At 68.3% G+C, this 15,108-nt stretch carries 15 protein-coding genes; 4 read left to right on the top strand and 11 right to left on the bottom strand.

What is annotated here, in order from left to right; all coding sequences use genetic code 11:
• Positions 1-17: 17 nt before the first annotated feature.
• Positions 18-668 carry an HAD-IA family hydrolase gene (locus OD997_RS15375; protein WP_434332457.1) on the bottom strand — a complete coding sequence of 217 codons (651 nt, stop codon included), beginning with the start codon at positions 666-668 and terminating at the stop codon, positions 18-20.
• A gap of 109 nt (positions 669-777) precedes the next feature.
• On the opposite strand from OD997_RS15375, the gene OD997_RS15370 reads away from it, so the two are divergent.
• Positions 778-1,023: a hypothetical protein gene (locus OD997_RS15370; protein ID WP_434332456.1), complete on the top strand. Its 246-nt coding sequence runs from the start codon at positions 778-780 to the stop codon at positions 1,021-1,023.
• 16 nt (positions 1,024-1,039) lie between these two features.
• Here OD997_RS15370 and OD997_RS15365 read toward each other — a convergent pair whose 3' ends face one another.
• The 7 genes from OD997_RS15365 to OD997_RS15335 form a co-directional block, all read right to left on the bottom strand.
• On the bottom strand, positions 1,040-1,732 hold the full coding sequence (locus OD997_RS15365; RefSeq protein WP_434332455.1) for an ABC transporter ATP-binding protein: 693 nt from the start codon (positions 1,730-1,732) through the stop codon (positions 1,040-1,042).
• Positions 1,729-3,501, bottom strand: coding sequence for a branched-chain amino acid ABC transporter ATP-binding protein/permease (locus OD997_RS15360; RefSeq protein WP_434332454.1), 1,773 nt, complete (start codon positions 3,499-3,501; stop codon positions 1,729-1,731). The genes OD997_RS15365 and OD997_RS15360 overlap by 4 nt, the downstream gene beginning before the upstream one ends.
• The gene (locus OD997_RS15355; RefSeq protein ID WP_434332453.1) at positions 3,488-4,348 is read right to left on the bottom strand and encodes a branched-chain amino acid ABC transporter permease; all 861 of its coding nucleotides are present in this window, start codon (positions 4,346-4,348) and stop codon (positions 3,488-3,490) included. The genes OD997_RS15360 and OD997_RS15355 overlap by 14 nt, the downstream gene beginning before the upstream one ends.
• A 116-nt stretch (positions 4,349-4,464) precedes the next feature.
• Positions 4,465-5,634 carry an ABC transporter substrate-binding protein gene (locus tag OD997_RS15350; protein WP_434332452.1) on the bottom strand — a complete coding sequence of 390 codons (1,170 nt, stop codon included), beginning with the start codon at positions 5,632-5,634 and terminating at the stop codon, positions 4,465-4,467.
• A gap of 123 nt (positions 5,635-5,757) precedes the next feature.
• Complete coding sequence (locus tag OD997_RS15345; RefSeq protein ID WP_434332451.1) at positions 5,758-6,147, bottom strand: nuclear transport factor 2 family protein; 390 nt, start codon at positions 6,145-6,147, stop codon at positions 5,758-5,760.
• A 36-nt stretch (positions 6,148-6,183) separates the two neighbouring features.
• Entirely contained in the window at positions 6,184-6,975 is a 792-nt protein-coding gene (locus OD997_RS15340; RefSeq protein ID WP_434332450.1) for a MoaF C-terminal domain-containing protein, read from the bottom strand.
• A gap of 278 nt (positions 6,976-7,253) precedes the next feature.
• Positions 7,254-8,210 (bottom strand): helix-turn-helix domain-containing protein, encoded by a 957-nt coding sequence (locus OD997_RS15335; protein ID WP_434332449.1) that lies wholly within the window; start codon positions 8,208-8,210, stop codon positions 7,254-7,256.
• 269 nt (positions 8,211-8,479) lie between these two features.
• Between OD997_RS15335 and OD997_RS15330 the strand changes: the two genes are divergently transcribed.
• Positions 8,480-9,448: a DUF998 domain-containing protein gene (locus OD997_RS15330; protein ID WP_434332448.1), complete on the top strand. Its 969-nt coding sequence runs from the start codon at positions 8,480-8,482 to the stop codon at positions 9,446-9,448.
• 28 nt (positions 9,449-9,476) lie between these two features.
• Here the strand turns inward: OD997_RS15330 and OD997_RS15325 are convergent, their stop codons facing one another.
• A complete protein-coding gene (locus OD997_RS15325; protein ID WP_434332447.1) occupies positions 9,477-10,331 on the bottom strand; it encodes a MurR/RpiR family transcriptional regulator in 855 nt (284 codons plus the stop codon).
• Positions 10,332-10,409: 78 nt separating this feature from the next.
• Here OD997_RS15325 and OD997_RS15320 point away from each other — a divergent pair, with 78 nt between their 5' ends.
• On the top strand, positions 10,410-11,345 hold the full coding sequence (locus OD997_RS15320) for an N-acetylglucosamine kinase (protein WP_434332446.1): 936 nt from the start codon (positions 10,410-10,412) through the stop codon (positions 11,343-11,345).
• Positions 11,335-12,270, top strand: coding sequence for an N-acetylmuramic acid 6-phosphate etherase (murQ, locus tag OD997_RS15315; RefSeq protein WP_434332445.1), 936 nt, complete (start codon positions 11,335-11,337; stop codon positions 12,268-12,270). Before OD997_RS15320 ends, murQ begins: the two co-directional genes overlap by 11 nt.
• A 70-nt stretch (positions 12,271-12,340) precedes the next feature.
• Here the strand turns inward: murQ and OD997_RS15310 are convergent, their stop codons facing one another.
• Positions 12,341-14,320, bottom strand: coding sequence for a primary-amine oxidase (locus OD997_RS15310; RefSeq protein ID WP_434332444.1), 1,980 nt, complete (start codon positions 14,318-14,320; stop codon positions 12,341-12,343).
• Positions 14,321-14,459: 139 nt separating this feature from the next.
• Positions 14,460-15,044: a TetR/AcrR family transcriptional regulator gene (locus OD997_RS15305; RefSeq protein ID WP_434332443.1), complete on the bottom strand. Its 585-nt coding sequence runs from the start codon at positions 15,042-15,044 to the stop codon at positions 14,460-14,462.
• Positions 15,045-15,108 lie beyond the last annotated feature (64 nt).

The following is a 15,108-nucleotide window of genomic DNA, read 5'->3' as shown; positions in this document are numbered from 1 at the left end:
TCTGTCGCATCACCGCATCACCGGACAGTGAGCTCGAATCCGTCGGCCGTCGGCACGACGGCCACCTGCGTGAGGTCATCGACATGGAAGGTCGGTTCATGGGAGACCGCGTGAGATCCGACGCCGATCACGCGCATTCCCGCGGCGTGAGCGGCCTGGATGCCTGCGCCCGAGTCCTCGAACACGACGCAGTCGGCAGGATCGACGCCGAGCAACTTCGCGCCCAGCAGGAAGCCCTCAGGATCCGGCTTCGAGGCCGACACGTTCTCCGCGGTCACAGTCAGCGAGGGAACGGCGAGACCCGCCTGCCCCATGCGCGCATTCATCAACGTGAGATCGGCCGAGGTCACGATCGCGTGCGGGTAGGGGAGCAGCGCGGAAAGGAGCACATCGGCGCCCTCGATCGCGACGACTCCGTCGACGTCCTGGCTCTCGTTCGCCAGCATCACGGCGTTCTCCCGGATGTTGATCTCGTGATCGCGCTCCGGCAGCATGATCGCCATGCTCTGATGACCCTGGCGGCCGTGCACGACGCTCAGCACGGTCGCGGGGTCGATCTCATGCGGAGCAGCCCACGCCAGCCACAGCCGCTCCACGACGGCCGTCGAATCGACGAGAGTGCCGTCCATGTCGAGCAGGACGGCGCGGGCGCTGATGGTCTCGGTCATCCCCCCAGGCTAATGCCGCTGCAACCTGTACTCGACTGTACTGCGACTGGAGCGCTGGCGAAACCCCCTGTTAGTGTGGCGAATCATCGTCGAGAACCGGGGGGATCTCTTGTCCAGCACACCGACCCGTCGCGGACGCGGCTTTCTGATCGGCGCAGGCGTCATTCTCGTCGCGGTATTCCTCGGCTGGCTCGTCCTCCGAAACCACGGAGGTGGGGGAGTTGACGTCGGGATGGGGAGCATCCTCGGGTGGGTGACGCACGGCATCGCGCTGCTCGTGCTGCTCGGCGGCGTCGCCCTCATCGCCCGAGGGACGACCAGACCCCCGAGTTCGGACTCGGACGCGGACGACTGACGCCGCTCAGGGCACCTCAGCCGCCGAGATACGCGCGATGCAGCAGCTGCGGGTCCTCCTGCAACGCCCCAGAGGTCCCCTGGAAGGACACCTGCCCGCCGGCAACCACGACCGCCTCGCGCGCGAGTCCGAGGGCGAGCTGTGTGAACTGCTCGACGAGAAGCACACCGACGCCTGAGTCCGCGATCGAGGTCACGATCGGCATCAGCCGCATGAACACCACAGGCGCGAGCCCGAGCGACATCTCGTCGATCAGCAGGATCCTCGGCTTCGCGGCGAACGCCCGCGCGAGCACCACCATCTGCTGCTCGCCACCCGACAGCAGCGCGGTCGGTGAATCGATGCGCTTCTCGAGCTCAGGGAACTGCTCGAGCGCAGCATCCACCTCCGCCGGGGTCCGTGCGGTCAGCGAGATGTTCTCGCGCACGGTCAGCGAGGGGAACACCGCGCGACCCTGTTCGATGTGCACGATGCCGCGGCGCGCCCTGGCCACTCTCGAGAGCTTGTCGAGTGGCTCGCCGTCGAGCGTGAGCGTGCCCGCCGAATGCGGCGTCACCCCCGACACCGATTCGATCAGGCTCGTCTTGCCGGCGCCGTTCGGGCCCACGAGCGCCAGCACCTCGCCACCTCTGACGGTCAACGACACGTCGGAGATCACGGGACCCGCTCCACGGCTGACCGTCACCGCATCCAGTACGAGTTCGCTCACTTCAGCAGCTCCGTCTCTCCCATGTAGGCCTTCACGACGGCCGGGTTCGCGAGCACCTCGGCCTGTGGCCCCGACGCCAGCACCCGACCGAAATCGAGCACGGTGAGCGTCGGGCAGACCGAGCGCACCAGATCCAGATCGTGCTCGATGATGATCAGCGCCACCCCGTATCGAGTGGGCAGTTCGCGCAACCGCGCCGCGAGCGCCAGATGCTCCTCGTGCGACAGCCCTGCCGCGGGCTCATCGAGGATCAGCAGCCGCGGACGAGCGACCACGTTCGCCGCCACCTCCACGAGCCTGCGGGTGCCGACATCGACGCTCGACAGGCGGGAGCGCGCGGACGGGCATCCGAAGAACTCCAGCACCTCGTCGATGTCGGATGCCGCGAGTCGACGTCGAGCGACGAACCGCACATACGCGCCGACCGTGAGCGCGGGTGGCACCCTGTCCTGCTGGAAGGTCCGTCGCAGCCCCAGCCTCGCGCGACGAGTGGGCGACAGGCCGGCGAGATCTCGGTCGCCGAGAAGCACACGCCCGCCGTGCTTCGGTAGGAAGCCGCTGATCGCGTCGACGAACGTCGACTTCCCGGCACCGTTCGGTCCGATGAGACCCATGATCGACGCGGCGGGAACCTGGAAGGACACATCGTCCAGCGCCTTGAGCGCGCCGAACTGCACGGTGAGTCCCTCGACTCTGAGCACGGGTGCGCCATCCAGTGCTCGTTCGTCGACAGTCGCGGTCGTCGTGGTGGTGATCGCGGCGGCGTCGGCGTCGGCATCCGGAGGCAGTGCCGTCAGCGTCGCCGTCGCGGTCCTGCGATCCGCGCGCTTCCAGATCACGTTGCGGATCCCCTGCCCGAGATTGGTGCCGCTGGTGAGAGCCTGCACACCCAGCACACCGAAGACGACGAAGGCCCAGTCCTGCGGAACACCCCAGCGCTTGAGCAGCTCGGGGACGAGCACCCAGAGGATGCCGCCGAAGATCGCCATGTCGATCAGGTGCGCCCCCGACATGATCGCGAGCACGTACAGCGCAAGGGACTGCAGAGGTGTGAAGCTCGACGCGAACGGCAGCTGCACCTGGCCTGCGAGCAGCCCGCCGGCGATACCGCCGAGCGCGGCCGAGACCGCGAAGGCCGTGAGCTTGGCGGTCTGCACGCTCTGCCCCGCCGCGGCCGTACCCCGCTCGGAGAACGCGACGGCCTTCCAGCTCGAGCCCCACCGGCCCCGCTGCAGGAAGAACACGCCGAGAGCGCAGACGGCGAGCACGACGATCGACAGGAAGAAGAACTCCCGATCGTTCGAGAAGAGTGCCGGTCGCTCGATCGCGGTGCCGTCGGCCGAGCCGGGGAACTGGATCTGCACCAGGGTCACGTCTGCCGCTGCCGCGAACCCGAGAGTGACGACCGCGAGGTTGACGCCCCGCAGCCGAAGCGCGGGCAATCCCACGAGGATGCCGACGAGACCCGCCGCGATGCCGCCGAACACCAGCCAGACGACGAAGCCGCCGGGAGCTTGCATGACGTTGAGCAGCGACACGATCCAGGCGCCGACGGCCGCGAACGTGAGCTGGCACAGGGCGATCATTCCCGCGGATCCCGTGACGATGCCGAGACCGAGGATCGCGATCGACGCGATGACCGCGCTGATCGCGAGGAAGACGAAGTAGCCGGGCAGTGCCGTGCTCAGGATGGCGCCCACTCCTATCGCGGCGGCGGCGACGGCGAAGGGCCAGGACAGACGGAACCAGGGACGGTCAGCGAGCGGCATCCCACACCTCCTTGCGCTGCGTCCACAGGAGCAGGACGACGATGAACAGGAACGGGAGGAAGTTGCGTACCAGCGCGACCTCGTCGATCTGCGCGACGAGACCGCTGAGCACGCCGAGCACGACGCCGCCGATGACGGCGAGGTCGAGGCGGCGGAAGCCTCCGAGAAGGGCGGAGGCCGCCGCGGGAACGATGAGCATGGCGAGGCTGGTCGCGTCATTCGATTGCGAGGGCGCCACGATGATGATCGCGATCGCGCTGATCACACCCGTGACGAACCACACGGCGATCGAGAGCGGGCGTGAGCGGATGCCGAGCAACTCCGCAGTGGTCGGACGCTCGGAGAGCGCGCGCAGCTGCGTGCCGACCCTCGTGCGGCGCAGGACGATCCGCACGGCGACCGCGGTGACGACGGCCATGACGACCGTCGCGACCGTGACCTGGCTGATCACGACGCCACCGAACGAGAACGCGGGGCCGGCGATGATCGGGGTGAACGGCTGCGGCTTGTTGCCGAACAGGATGAACGACAGGGAGATCAGCAGGAGCAGCGGCCCGACGGTCATCGCCGAGCGGGTCGTCGTGGATGCCTCGGAGAGCCACGTCGCCGCGATCCATCCGATGGCGGCGGAGAGGAACCCGCCGACGAGCACGCCCAGTACGGATGCGAGCCAGATCGGCACCCCGAGCTCGCTGACGAACCACACCGCACTGAACGCACCGAACATCGCAGTGGCGGCCTGTGCGAAGTTGACGACCCGCACGAGGCGGGACATCAAGGTCAGGCATACGCCGAGAACGGCGTAGAGACCGCCGGCGGCGAGACCGGCTATGGCGCCTTGCAGCATGAGGCGTCCTTTCTCGTCTGAGAGCTTCTGCTCCGAGAGCTTCTGTTCCGAGGCGAGCTCGGAACCGGGAGGGGAGGGCCTGCCGCCGAGAATGCGCTCGGCGGCAGGCGGGGTGGCTACTCGCCGATGCGCAGCCAGTCGTCGGCGACCTTCTCCCAGGAGTTCGTGCCGGATTCGAGGACGATGGGCCAGCCCGCGGTGTTCTGCGTGCCGAAGACGTACGGCGTTCCGACCATCGGGTTCTCGATCGGATCCATTCCCCGCAGCGCTTCGGTGACGCTCTCACGGGTGATGTCGCCGTCCATGCCCTCGAGCACCTCGATGAAGTACTTCGCCGCGAGGTATCCGCCCTGGCTGAAGGACGTGAGCGGAATGTCGTTGGCCTCCATCAGCTCGCGCCAGTCGGAGTTGATCTCGTCGTCGTCGGTGAACGGGTAGAACTCGGCGGGGACGTAGATCCCCGCACCCGCGTTGTCGATCGCTCCGGCGAAGTTCTCGCTGTACACGCTGGTCAGGTACAGCCAGGTGACGTCATCCCAGCCCTGGGCGTTCGCGGCCTTGACCTGTCCGATCGCGTCGGGCTCGACAGGGTTGATCGCGAGCGCCTTGCAGCCCTGCTCGCGCGCCTTCACGATGTACGGCGTGTAATCCGAGGCGCCGTACGGCACGGTGTCGTCGACGTACTTCGGCTCTTTGCCGGTGATCTCGGTCCACTTGTCGATCGCGGCCTGGTAGGTCGGACGTGTGGATCCTGCGATCTCGAGCAGGATGCAGATGTCGTCGAGCCCGAGCACCTCGGAGCCGTACTGCAGAGTGAGGGTCATGTCGTTGAACGGACCGACGTTCGCGGGCGAGATGTTGTCGCTCGCGAAGCATCCGGTGTCGACGCCGATGCCGGGCATCGAGAGGATGTCCTCCTGCTCGTAGTATTTGGCGTTGATCTCGCATTCGATGAGGCTGGCCGAGCCGACGAGCGCCACTGCTCCGTCGCTCCCGACGAGCTCGCGGGCGGATGCGGTGGCGGTCGCCGGGTCTCCCTTGTCGTCGAGGGTCTTGTACTCGATGGTTCGGCCGTCCAGACCGCCGGCCTCATTGAACGCGTCGAAGACCGCGGCTGCCGCCTGCGACGCCTCGGGGAAGGTCGCCGGGCCGCTGATCGTGTTCACGGAGCCGACCACGATCGGGGCTCCTTCGCCTCCGCTGCTTCCGTTGCCGCCGGCGCAGCCGGCCAGGGTGAGGGCTGCCACGGCGATGAGCGCCGCGGTGCCGGATACTCGCTTGTTCATGTGGTTCCTGCCTCTCGAGTTCGGGTGATGCTGTGTGTTCGGGTGATGCTGTGTGATCGGGTGATGCTGTGTGATCGGGTGATGCTGTGATCGGGATGCCGTGTGGGCGTGCGGGTCGTGCCCTCAATCGCGCAGTGCGCGGTTGACGAGCTCGGTGTCGGTGAACTGCTCGAAGGCGACGACCTTGCCGTCGCTCAGCCGCCAGACGTGCGCGACGCGGGCAGCGAAGAACCGCCCGGTCGAGCGATACGTGCCCGAGTAGGTGCCGATGCCCACGACCACGTCGCCGCCGTCGATGACCTCGTCGATCGTGACGGTGTAGTCATCCCACTCCTCCTGGATCCGCGCGAAGACGTGGGCTGTCACCGCATCCGGCCCGATGTACGTGCCGGCGTAGGGGAAGCCTGCCGCCTCGGTCCAGCGCACGTCGTCGGCGAACGACTCGAGCATGCCGTCGAGGTCTCCGCGGTCGTTGGCCGCGTAGTGCGCCGTGATGATGTCCGCGTTGCTCATGAGGGATCCCTTCGTCCTCGAAGAATCGGTGCTGCGTCAGACCGGCTGCGCGTCGGGGTAGTCGACGGAGCCGAGAGGGTAGATGTGTCCGCCGCCTCGTGAGTGCTCGGCGTCGCCGTCACCGTTCAGGCCGAGGAAGATGCCGGTGGTCATCAGCTGATAGCCGAGGTCGTGCAGCCAGACGCTGGCGACCGCGATGCGGAACTCGCGGAAGCAGAAGAGGTAGAGGCCGTCGGCGAACTTCCAGACCGTCGACAGGTCCATGTCGCCGTGGCCCCGCTGCACGCCCTCGAGGCACTGCCATGCATAGCGCCGGCTCGAGATGTACACGTGCTCGTAGAGATGGTGAGGGCTGTAACGATAGATGTTGCGCTTGCCGATGAGATCGCGGCTCGGGCCGGGCACCTCTCCGGTGGCCGCGCCCCGATCAGTGGTCGCCGCCCAGAAGTCCTGCCCGACCTGCGGTGTTCCCTCGACGGCCTCGGCGGCGATACGCGATCGCACGACCGTGGCGCGATGCGTCGTGGTCGAGTAGACGACCGTGATCGCCTCCCGTTCGCGGCTCTCGAGCGGGATGTTGACGAACACGACGTCATCGCGCACCGCGACGGCGTCGTAGGGGTCGGTACCTGACTCGTCGAGACCCGACCAGGTGACAGCCACAGCGTCGAACGAGAGCGAGAGCGTGGAATCGTCGTCGAGGGTCAGCGTGATCTCGGTGCCCGAGAGCGAGGCGTTCGGCAGCCGGAACGTGTCGATCCCCGCGGCGAACTCGTCGTAGGTGCGCCATTCGTCGAGCGCTGGGTCGGTCGTGACAGGGGCGGTCATGGGGGTCCTGACGTCGCATGCGGCGGAGCATCCTCGCTCCGGGCACCGCATCCTCGCGGTGTGCTTGCCTCATGCTCCGGCGGGGCACGGCATCCGTTCAAGGGATGCGGAGCCATCGCGCGCCGAGAGTCAACCGGCGTGCCCTCCGGGGCAAGGGCGTGCCCGGCTGGTCGATCGACGACGGAGCGAGCGCGCGTCGGAACGCGGGATCAGCGCGCGTCGGAACACGGGATCAGCGCGCGTCGGAACGCGTGCTCAGCGTGCCTCGGAACGCGCGATCAGTGCGCCGCGCGGTACTCGCTGGGGGAGATGCCGAAGGCCGTCTTGAACGCGCGGCTGAAGTGCGCGGCGTCCACGAACCCCCAGCGTGCGGCGATGGCCGCGACGGGGCGGTCGGCAAGCATCGGGTCGAGCAGGTCGCGGCGGCACTGCTCGAGTCGCCGCGTGCGGATCCAGGTCGAGACCGTCACACCCTGCTCCTGGAACAGCCCGTGCAGGTGCCTCGTCGAGATGAAGTGCGCCGACGCGATCGAGGCGGGCCCGAGGTCGGTGGAGGCGAGGTTGCGGTCGATGTACGAGCGGATGCGTTGCACGAGCGCGCGGTGCGGGTCGGCAGACACCTCGTCGAGCCCGAGCTCACGCGTGAACACTGTCGTGACGAGGTCGAGGGCGCTGTGCGCCAGTCGTGCCCCGGTGGTTCCGGCGAGCTGATCGAGATTGCCGGCGAGCTGCGTGAGGTAGGGCACGACCATTGCGCCGAGTCCGCCCTGCCCTGAGATCCGCACGGCCGTGAGCTGACCGACCATGTCGGCCGGGAGGCTGATGAGGTGCTTGGGGAACATCACGACCATGGTGCGGAAGTCGTCGTCGAACACGAGGGAGTACGGGCGATCGGTGTCGTACACGGCCAGGTCGCCCGCCTGCAGCACCGCTTCCCGGTCGTCCTGGATGAGCATCCCGGTTCCGGCGAGCATCAGGCTGAGCTTGAAGTACGACCTGTCGCTGCGGGCGATGAGCTCGGGGGTGCGCTCGACGACATGCGAGGTCGCGCGCACCTCGTTCACGTGCACCTCGTCGACGGAGGCACCGCGGATCACTCCTCGGAAGTGGTCGGGACCCGACGTCGACACTTGCAGCGGAACGAACGACTCCGAGACGGCCGCTCTGAACTCGCTGATGTTGCGCGCGATGAGCGTGGATACCGATTCGGCGGGGGCTGCGGGCACACCGTTCATGACTGACTACCTCGGGTGGTGGAACGACGACGTTGTATACGATCCGTGTCGTGATGCTACCACCGGCTCGTTCGGAACCGCGAGGCTTCTATGATGTCGACGGAGGACGGCTATGAGGAATATCGGTGACAGGGTCATGCAGGTCCTGAGACAGCTGCGAGGACCCGATACCTCGGACGCAGTCTTCGAGGCGACCGCGCTCATCGTCGGCGCCGTCTTTCTGCTGCTGGGCTTCGCGATCGGATTCCCCGTCTTCTGGGGGGCGGGAGATGGCGATCAGCGGCGCGGGGTCGATCGGCTCGTTCGCGGCGTACGGCGGCGCGGTCACCGCGGTGCTCGCGTTCGCCCTCGGTCGTGTCGTCTCGCGACCTGCGACGGTGGCGCCTGACGGCACACGTGACGGCTTCAGCGTTCCCGGCGACCGGCTGCGCTGGTACGACCTCGTCGCGATCGCCTTCGCTCACGCGGCGATCGCGTATCTCGGCTGGCTCGGCATCGCCGAGCTGCTCGAGCGGAGCTTCACGGATGCTCCGGTGTTCCCGTTCCCCGGAGCTGTGCTCGTCGCGGTGGCGTTCGCCCTCACCGCCTATGTGACGTTCCTCAGCGCCGTCGCGCTCACACCGACGGTGCTGTCGCTCGTACTCGCGGTGTTCCTCGTCGTGGGCGCTTTCGCGGCGATGCTCGCCTCGAGCGACGTGCACTGGTGGCGAGACAACCTCTCAGCCCTGGGCATGAGCACGAACAGTGCCTCGTTGGCCTTCAACGCCACGCTGATCATCGCCGGCGTGCTCGTCACGACGATCGCACGATATGCGACGGCCGGCCTGCCCGTCGATGATCCCGTCGATCGACGCGGCCGATTCGTCGTGCGCGGCGGCCTGATCCTGATCGGCGTCTTCCTCGCGTGCGTCGGCGTCTTCCCCGTCGACGAGTTCTTCCTCGTGCACAACACCGTCGCCACCGGCATGACGGTCGCCTTCGCGGTGATCGTCATCGGGCTGCCGTGGTTCCTCCGCACGATCCCTCGGGTCTTCGTGGTGTTCGGCTGGGTCTACGTGCTCGTGATCATCCTGCTCGCGGCGTTCTTCGCGGTCGGCTACTACAACCTCACGGCGGTCGAGCTGATCGCCGCCGTGCTGATCTTCAGTTGGATCATCGTGTTCCTGCGCACCGCGGGTTCGGTCGGCTCGGCCGGTTCGGCCAGCATTGAGCGCAGCAGCGATCCCGTGGCCGCCTGAGCAGCCGGCGGGGTGCGGAGCGCGCGGTTCAGCGCAGCGTCTGCGTGGCCTCGGCCGTGCGCTGCAGAGCGTGCACGGAGTGGGCGTGGCGCTTCTGGGCGACCCCCACGAAGAGGCAGTCGACCAGGGCGAGCTGCGCGATCCTGCTGACCATGGCGCCGGCGCGCAGGCGCGGTTCGCGGGCGTGACTGAGCAGTGCGTGGTCCGCCTCTGAGGCGAGAGGGGAGCCGGATGCGCCGGTGACGCCGATCGTGGTGCTCGCCGCCGACCGCGCGGTCTGCAGGAAGTGCAGCGTCTCGCGGGTCGTGCCCGAGTGGGAGAAGCCGATCGCCACGGTCTTCTTGGCGCCGAGCGCGGCCGCGGCGCTCGCCTCGTGTGCGTCGGTGAGGACGATCGCCGCATGGCCGATGCGCAGGAGCTTGTGGCCGAGGTCCGCCGCGACGAGACCACTCGCGCCGATGCCGAAGAGCAGGATGCGGTCGGCGTCGTCGATCGCATCGACCGCTGCGGCGAGCACTTCGTAGTCGACTCCGGCGATCGTCTCCTCGATGGCGAGCAGCTCCAGCGCTGCCACCTTCGCGGTAGCCTCCTGCAGCGAGTCCGCCGCAGAGATCTCGGCGCCGAAACCGGTCGACGCGGGGAACTGCACGGATTCTCGCCCGAGTTCTGCGGCCAGGGCCATCCGCAGCGCCGCATACCCGTTCACGCCGATCGCGCGGCAGAAGCGCACGACGGAGGCGACCGAGGTGGCGCAGGTCGCGGCGATCTCGGTGATCGTGCTGTCGACGACGATCGTCGGATCATCGGAGATGGTGCGGGCGATGCGCGCGAGCGACGGCGGAAGCTTCTCGGCCGCTGTCGCGATCGTCGTCTGGATGCTCATCGCTCTCCTGTGTTCGGCGATTCAGGACACTGCTGAACAATTATTTCATGTCGGGCGCTCAGTGCGTAGACTATTTCCATGTCTTCACCGTCCGCCGTCGTCGCCGTCGATCTCGGCAAGTCACGGTGCCGCGTGGTCGTCTCGGAACCGGATGCCGTCACCGGCAGGCGGTCCACCCGCCGCTCCCTTCGCGATGGCGTCGGTGCTCCGGGCCTGGCCGCAGCCGGTGGTGTCAGCGCCGCGCTCGACTCGATCCTTCCGCTGACGGCCCATCTCGACGTGCCGATCTCGTCGATCTCGGTCGGCGCCGCCGGCGCGTGGACGTCACCGACCGCGGCATCCGAACTCGCTCGGCGCCTCGCCGACACGATGGGCGTCCCCGCCGCGGTGACCTCCGACGTCGTGTCGGCGCACGCAGGTGCCCTGGACGGCGACGCAGGCGTGCTCCTCGTCGCGGGCACCGGCGCGGCGGCCCTCGGCATCGACGGGGTCGAGGGCGGTCGAGCCACCCTCGTCGACGGCTGGGGCCCTGAGCTCGGCGACTTCGGCAGCGGGTCGTGGTTCGGGCGCGAGACTCTGCGCGCGGTGCTGCGGGCATCCGTCGGCCTCGGGCCGAGCACCGCTCTCACGGACGCCGTGGCCATGCCGATCGGGGCACCGTCGGCGTTCCAGGCCTGGCTCGCCCAGGAAGGCTCCCTGCCTCGACGCCTCGCGACCCTGGCGCCGCTCGTGCTCGATGCCGCGGAGTCGGGTGACAGCATCGCCGCCGAGATCGCCGCAGAGGGCATCCGCCTGCTCACCGCGTCAGCGGTCGCCGCATCGTCGCGCAGTGATCGGGTGGCACTCCATGGTGGTCTCACCGAGCACGTCTGGTTCCGCGCCGGGATCGAAGAGGCCCTGCGCGCTGCCGACCGGACGGTCGTCGTCCCCGCCGGTGATGCTCTCGACGGCGCGCTGCTGCTCGCAGACCGCACCGATCTTCCCCATGAAAGGTTCGTCCATCGTGCCGAATGAACACGCCAGGTTGACCACGCTCCTCGACGTCCTGTCGACCCTCGGAACCGAGGCCTCGACGACCGAGCGCGGCGATCTCGACCTGCTCGACACGATCGAGCTCGTGGACAGGATGAACGCCGAGGACCGCCGCGTCCCTGAGGCTGTCGCCGAACGCGGCGCTGAGATCGCGGCCGCCGTAGACGGCATCACCGCGCGCTTCCGCGAAGGCGGGCGCCTGATCTACATCGGAGCCGGCACCGCCGGACGCGTCGGCGTGCTCGACGCGAGCGAGTGCCCTCCCACCTTCGGCACGGATCCGTCGATGGTCATCGGGCTCATCGCCGGGGGCGAGACGGCGATCCGCTCCGCGGTCGAGAACGCCGAGGACGACGCCGAGGCCGCGGGCCTGTCCCTGCGTGAGATCGGGCTGACGGAGCGGGACACGGTCGTCGGGATCTCCGCTTCCGGGCGCACACCGTATGTCGTGGGAGGACTGGAATTCGCCCGGGGGGTCGGCGCGCTCACCGTCGCGATCGCCTCGAACGCGGCATCCGACATCGGCGCGGTGGCGGACATCGCGATCGAGGTGGTCACGGGACCCGAGTTCATCTCGGGGTCGACGCGACTGAAGTCTGGCACCGCGCAGAAGCTCGTCGTGAACATGCTGACCACGCTGTCGATGATCAAGCTCGGCAAGACGCATCGCGGCGTGATGGTCGACCTCCTCGCGACGAACGAGAAGCTCCACGCCCGTTCGATCCGCACGGTCACAGAACTCACCGGCGCCACCGTCGACGAGGCCGCGGCCGCGCTGACCTCGGCGGACGGGTCGGTCAAACTCGCGATCCTGATGCTCTCGACCGGGGCGTCGGCGGACCGCTCGACTCAGGCGCTCCGGGATGCGGACGGCATCCTGCGCGTCGCGATCGCCGACCTCTCGTGAGAGGGACCTTCGACGCGTGCTTCCGCCGGGGAGCGCCCGACGAGAGCGATGCGGCGAACGCAGGCTCGGGTCAGTGGCCGCAGGTGCAGGATTCGCCACCGCCGCAGCATCCGGCCTCCGCGGAGCCGTGCGCTTGAGATGACGGGGGCACGTCCATGGCGGGGTTCTGGTCGAGGAAGCCGTTCGGCTTGAACCAGAATCCGGCGTAGTCGACGGGCATGATCGGCCAGTCCTCGGTGCGGGGGAAATGGGTCAGCCCGAACGTGTGCCACAGCACGATGTCCTCGCCGTCGAGCGACCGGTCACCCGCGGAGTACTCGGGCAGACCGGATCCGCCCTGATGGGCATTGGGGTATCGACCGGCCGGCCAGTTCTGCCCCTGCTCGTGCTGCGTCGCCCACAGATGCTTGGTCGCGAAGGTCGCGCGAGCGGCGACGGACGACGCCGGGTCCGCCATCAGCAGCGCCGTCGGCTCGGGGATCAGGTGGTACGCGGTGGGGCGTCCGACGTGGTTCGTGCGGGTCGTGCTCTGCACCTCCCAGGCGCGGGCGACCGAGGTGTCGGCCTCGCGCTGCGCCTCGAGCTCCGTACGGAGCTGCGTCTCGGACCACGTGAACGCGTTGCCGAACGGGTTCTCCGGACCCATCGGGATGCGCTGCGCGTCGATCTCGAACAGACGGTTCTCGTCGCCGTCGATCGCGACGTCGAGCCGCGCGCAGAAGAGATGCTGATGCACGGGGGCGAACACCCCGGGCGCGAGCTCGGTCGCGTGCTTCTGGCGCACGCCGGGCTCGCCGGCTCCGGCGAACACGATGCCGGTCGCCTTGGCCACGACCTCGATCGAGCCGTCGAGCGAGAAGTTCCAGTAGAAGCCGTAGTCGTAGTTGCCGATGGTCGAGAAATACGAGATCACGAAGCGGCGCGAGCGTCGCACGTCCGAGCGTCCGGCGAGATCGGTGTGCTTCCAGAGGATGCCGTAGTCCTCCTCATGCATGCAGACCACGTTCGGGATGCGCACGGGGTTGCCGTGATCGTCGGCGACATATCCGTCGAGATAGCGGATCACGCCCAGGCAGTCGCATCCGAGTTCGAGGTGGTTCGCGTTCTTGCCGAGCAGGTACTCGCCCGCGTCGAAGTAGCTGATCCAGAATCTGCCGGGGGCGGTGTCACCGTAGGGCACGACCATCTCGGGCACGCTCGCGCGGCTGAGCACCGAGCGTCCGTCGAAGGCGACGTCGTGCAGCACGAGACCCTCACGGGCGTTGAAGCTCACGCGCATCGACCAGTTCTCCCATTCGACGAGCGATCCGGTGACCGCGAAGCTCGGCCCTTCCGGCTGGGTGATCTCGATCGGCTTGAGGGTCGTGCGTGCCGCGCCCTGCACCTCGGAGTAGTAGTTGCCGTGGCCGGCGGGAACCGGCACGTCGCCCTCGTCGTCGATGCGGATCACGCTGCCCGCGGTCAGGTCGATGTGCACTACGAGGCCTTCGACCGGATGCGCCCAGGGCGAGTCGTTCTCGTCGTACTTCAGGAAGGTGAGCGAGCGGATCACGCGGCGTCCCACTTCGTCTGCCCGGCCGGTGTAGCCGGGAGCGAGTGGCCCGCAGAAGGCAAGTTCCATGTGCTCTGCGAGACCGCGCCGCGTCATCGCGGCCTGCCACTCGGGGGAGGCTTTGACGATCTCCTCGGCACGGCCGTACTCCTCGAACAGGTACTGCGGCTGTCCGTAGGGCGGGGCGTCGTTCGGCACCCGCTCGGTGCGCAGCACTGCGCCGCGGGTGATCGAGACGATGACCTCGGTCGCTGTGCCCGTCGCCGTGTCGAGCAGTGTGGCGTCGATGCGTCGGTCGATCGGCGCGCCGGGCTTCCAGGTCGCGAGCTCCTGCTTGGTGGGCTCGTCGGGTAGGAGCATCGGCACACGCACGGTCTCACCGAGCAGGCCGGCGGATTCGAGCACGGCTCGGGCTGCGGCGATCTCCTCGCCGGTGAGCGGATCGAGCGGGTGCGGCGTGGCGATCCGGTCGATCGTGACGGGCTGGGGGTGGGACATCGTCGTACCTCACTATTTCGAGCGAGTGCTCAATAAACGGATTGGCATGATGGTACGCCGATGCGGCCGATGCGCACAAGAGTGTCGGGGGAGGGGATTCCGGAGCCGGCGGCGGGGCTGAGGGGAGAGGGCCGCGTGCTCAGATCCGCCAGGGGGAGAGGATGCTGTCGAGCACCGCGAGGTGCGCCTCGGCGCCGTGAGGTTCGGTGACCTCGAGCACCTGCTGCCCGTAGGTGATCGAACGCAGCAGCGACATGAGCGCGTGCTTCGGCGTCGCGGGCGACAGGTCGCCGTCGGCGACGGCTTCGTCGAGGGACTCGCTGATGCCGTCCTGCCAGGTCGCGAAGGTCGGTGATCCCGCATCCGGGCTGGAGGCGAGTGCGGCCAGCCGGCCCCAGAAGCCGACCACCACATAGGCCTCGGTGCGCGTGCCGTCGTCGACGGGAAGGACCTCGCGCATGAGGGCGTCGAGTCGTGCCAGGCCGCGCAGCCCGGTGGTCGCCGACCTGATCCGCTCGTCGGTGCGGCGGGTGATCTCGGCCGCCGCGGCGCGCACGACGTCGTCGAATCCGTCGAAGTAATGCCAGAGCGCCCCCGTCGCCACACCGAGCTCTTTGGCCACGGCGCGAGACGACACCGCGTCATGGCCGTCGCGTGCCGCCACGGCGAGCAGCGCCTCGGCGATCTGCCGGCGGCGCTCATCGTGATCTACGACGCGGGGCACCAGCCCATCCTGTCGCATCGCACGGGGGTCTGGCTATTTTGAGCGAGTGATCAATATGATGCCG

The organism is Microbacterium sp. CGR1, assembly GCF_051062835.1.
GTDB lineage: Bacteria > Actinomycetota > Actinomycetes > Actinomycetales > Microbacteriaceae > Microbacterium.
The sequence above is the reverse complement of the archived record's forward strand: the minus strand, read 5'-3'. Positions and strand labels throughout refer to the sequence as shown.

What these genes read in the sequence shown, in the direction of transcription:
- OD997_RS15360 (WP_434332454.1), bottom strand. Translation starts at nt 3,501, where the DNA reads ATGCCGCTCGCTGACCGTCCCTGGTTCCGTCTGTCCTGGCCCTTCGCC.
- OD997_RS15350 (WP_434332452.1), bottom strand. Translation starts at nt 5,634, where the DNA reads ATGAACAAGCGAGTATCCGGCACCGCGGCGCTCATCGCCGTGGCAGCC.
- OD997_RS15310 (WP_434332444.1), bottom strand. Translation starts at nt 14,320, where the DNA reads ATGTCCCACCCCCAGCCCGTCACGATCGACCGGATCGCCACGCCGCAC.
- OD997_RS15355 (WP_434332453.1), bottom strand. Translation starts at nt 4,348, where the DNA reads ATGCTGCAAGGCGCCATAGCCGGTCTCGCCGCCGGCGGTCTCTACGCC.
- OD997_RS15330 (WP_434332448.1), top strand. Translation starts at nt 8,480, where the DNA reads ATGGCGATCAGCGGCGCGGGGTCGATCGGCTCGTTCGCGGCGTACGGC.
- OD997_RS15345 (WP_434332451.1), bottom strand. Translation starts at nt 6,147, where the DNA reads ATGAGCAACGCGGACATCATCACGGCGCACTACGCGGCCAACGACCGC.
- OD997_RS15340 (WP_434332450.1), bottom strand. Translation starts at nt 6,975, where the DNA reads ATGACCGCCCCTGTCACGACCGACCCAGCGCTCGACGAATGGCGCACC.
- OD997_RS15320 (WP_434332446.1), top strand. Translation starts at nt 10,410, where the DNA reads ATGTCTTCACCGTCCGCCGTCGTCGCCGTCGATCTCGGCAAGTCACGG.
- OD997_RS15325 (WP_434332447.1), bottom strand. Translation starts at nt 10,331, where the DNA reads ATGAGCATCCAGACGACGATCGCGACAGCGGCCGAGAAGCTTCCGCCG.
- OD997_RS15335 (WP_434332449.1), bottom strand. Translation starts at nt 8,210, where the DNA reads ATGAACGGTGTGCCCGCAGCCCCCGCCGAATCGGTATCCACGCTCATC.
- OD997_RS15375 (WP_434332457.1), bottom strand. Translation starts at nt 668, where the DNA reads ATGACCGAGACCATCAGCGCCCGCGCCGTCCTGCTCGACATGGACGGC.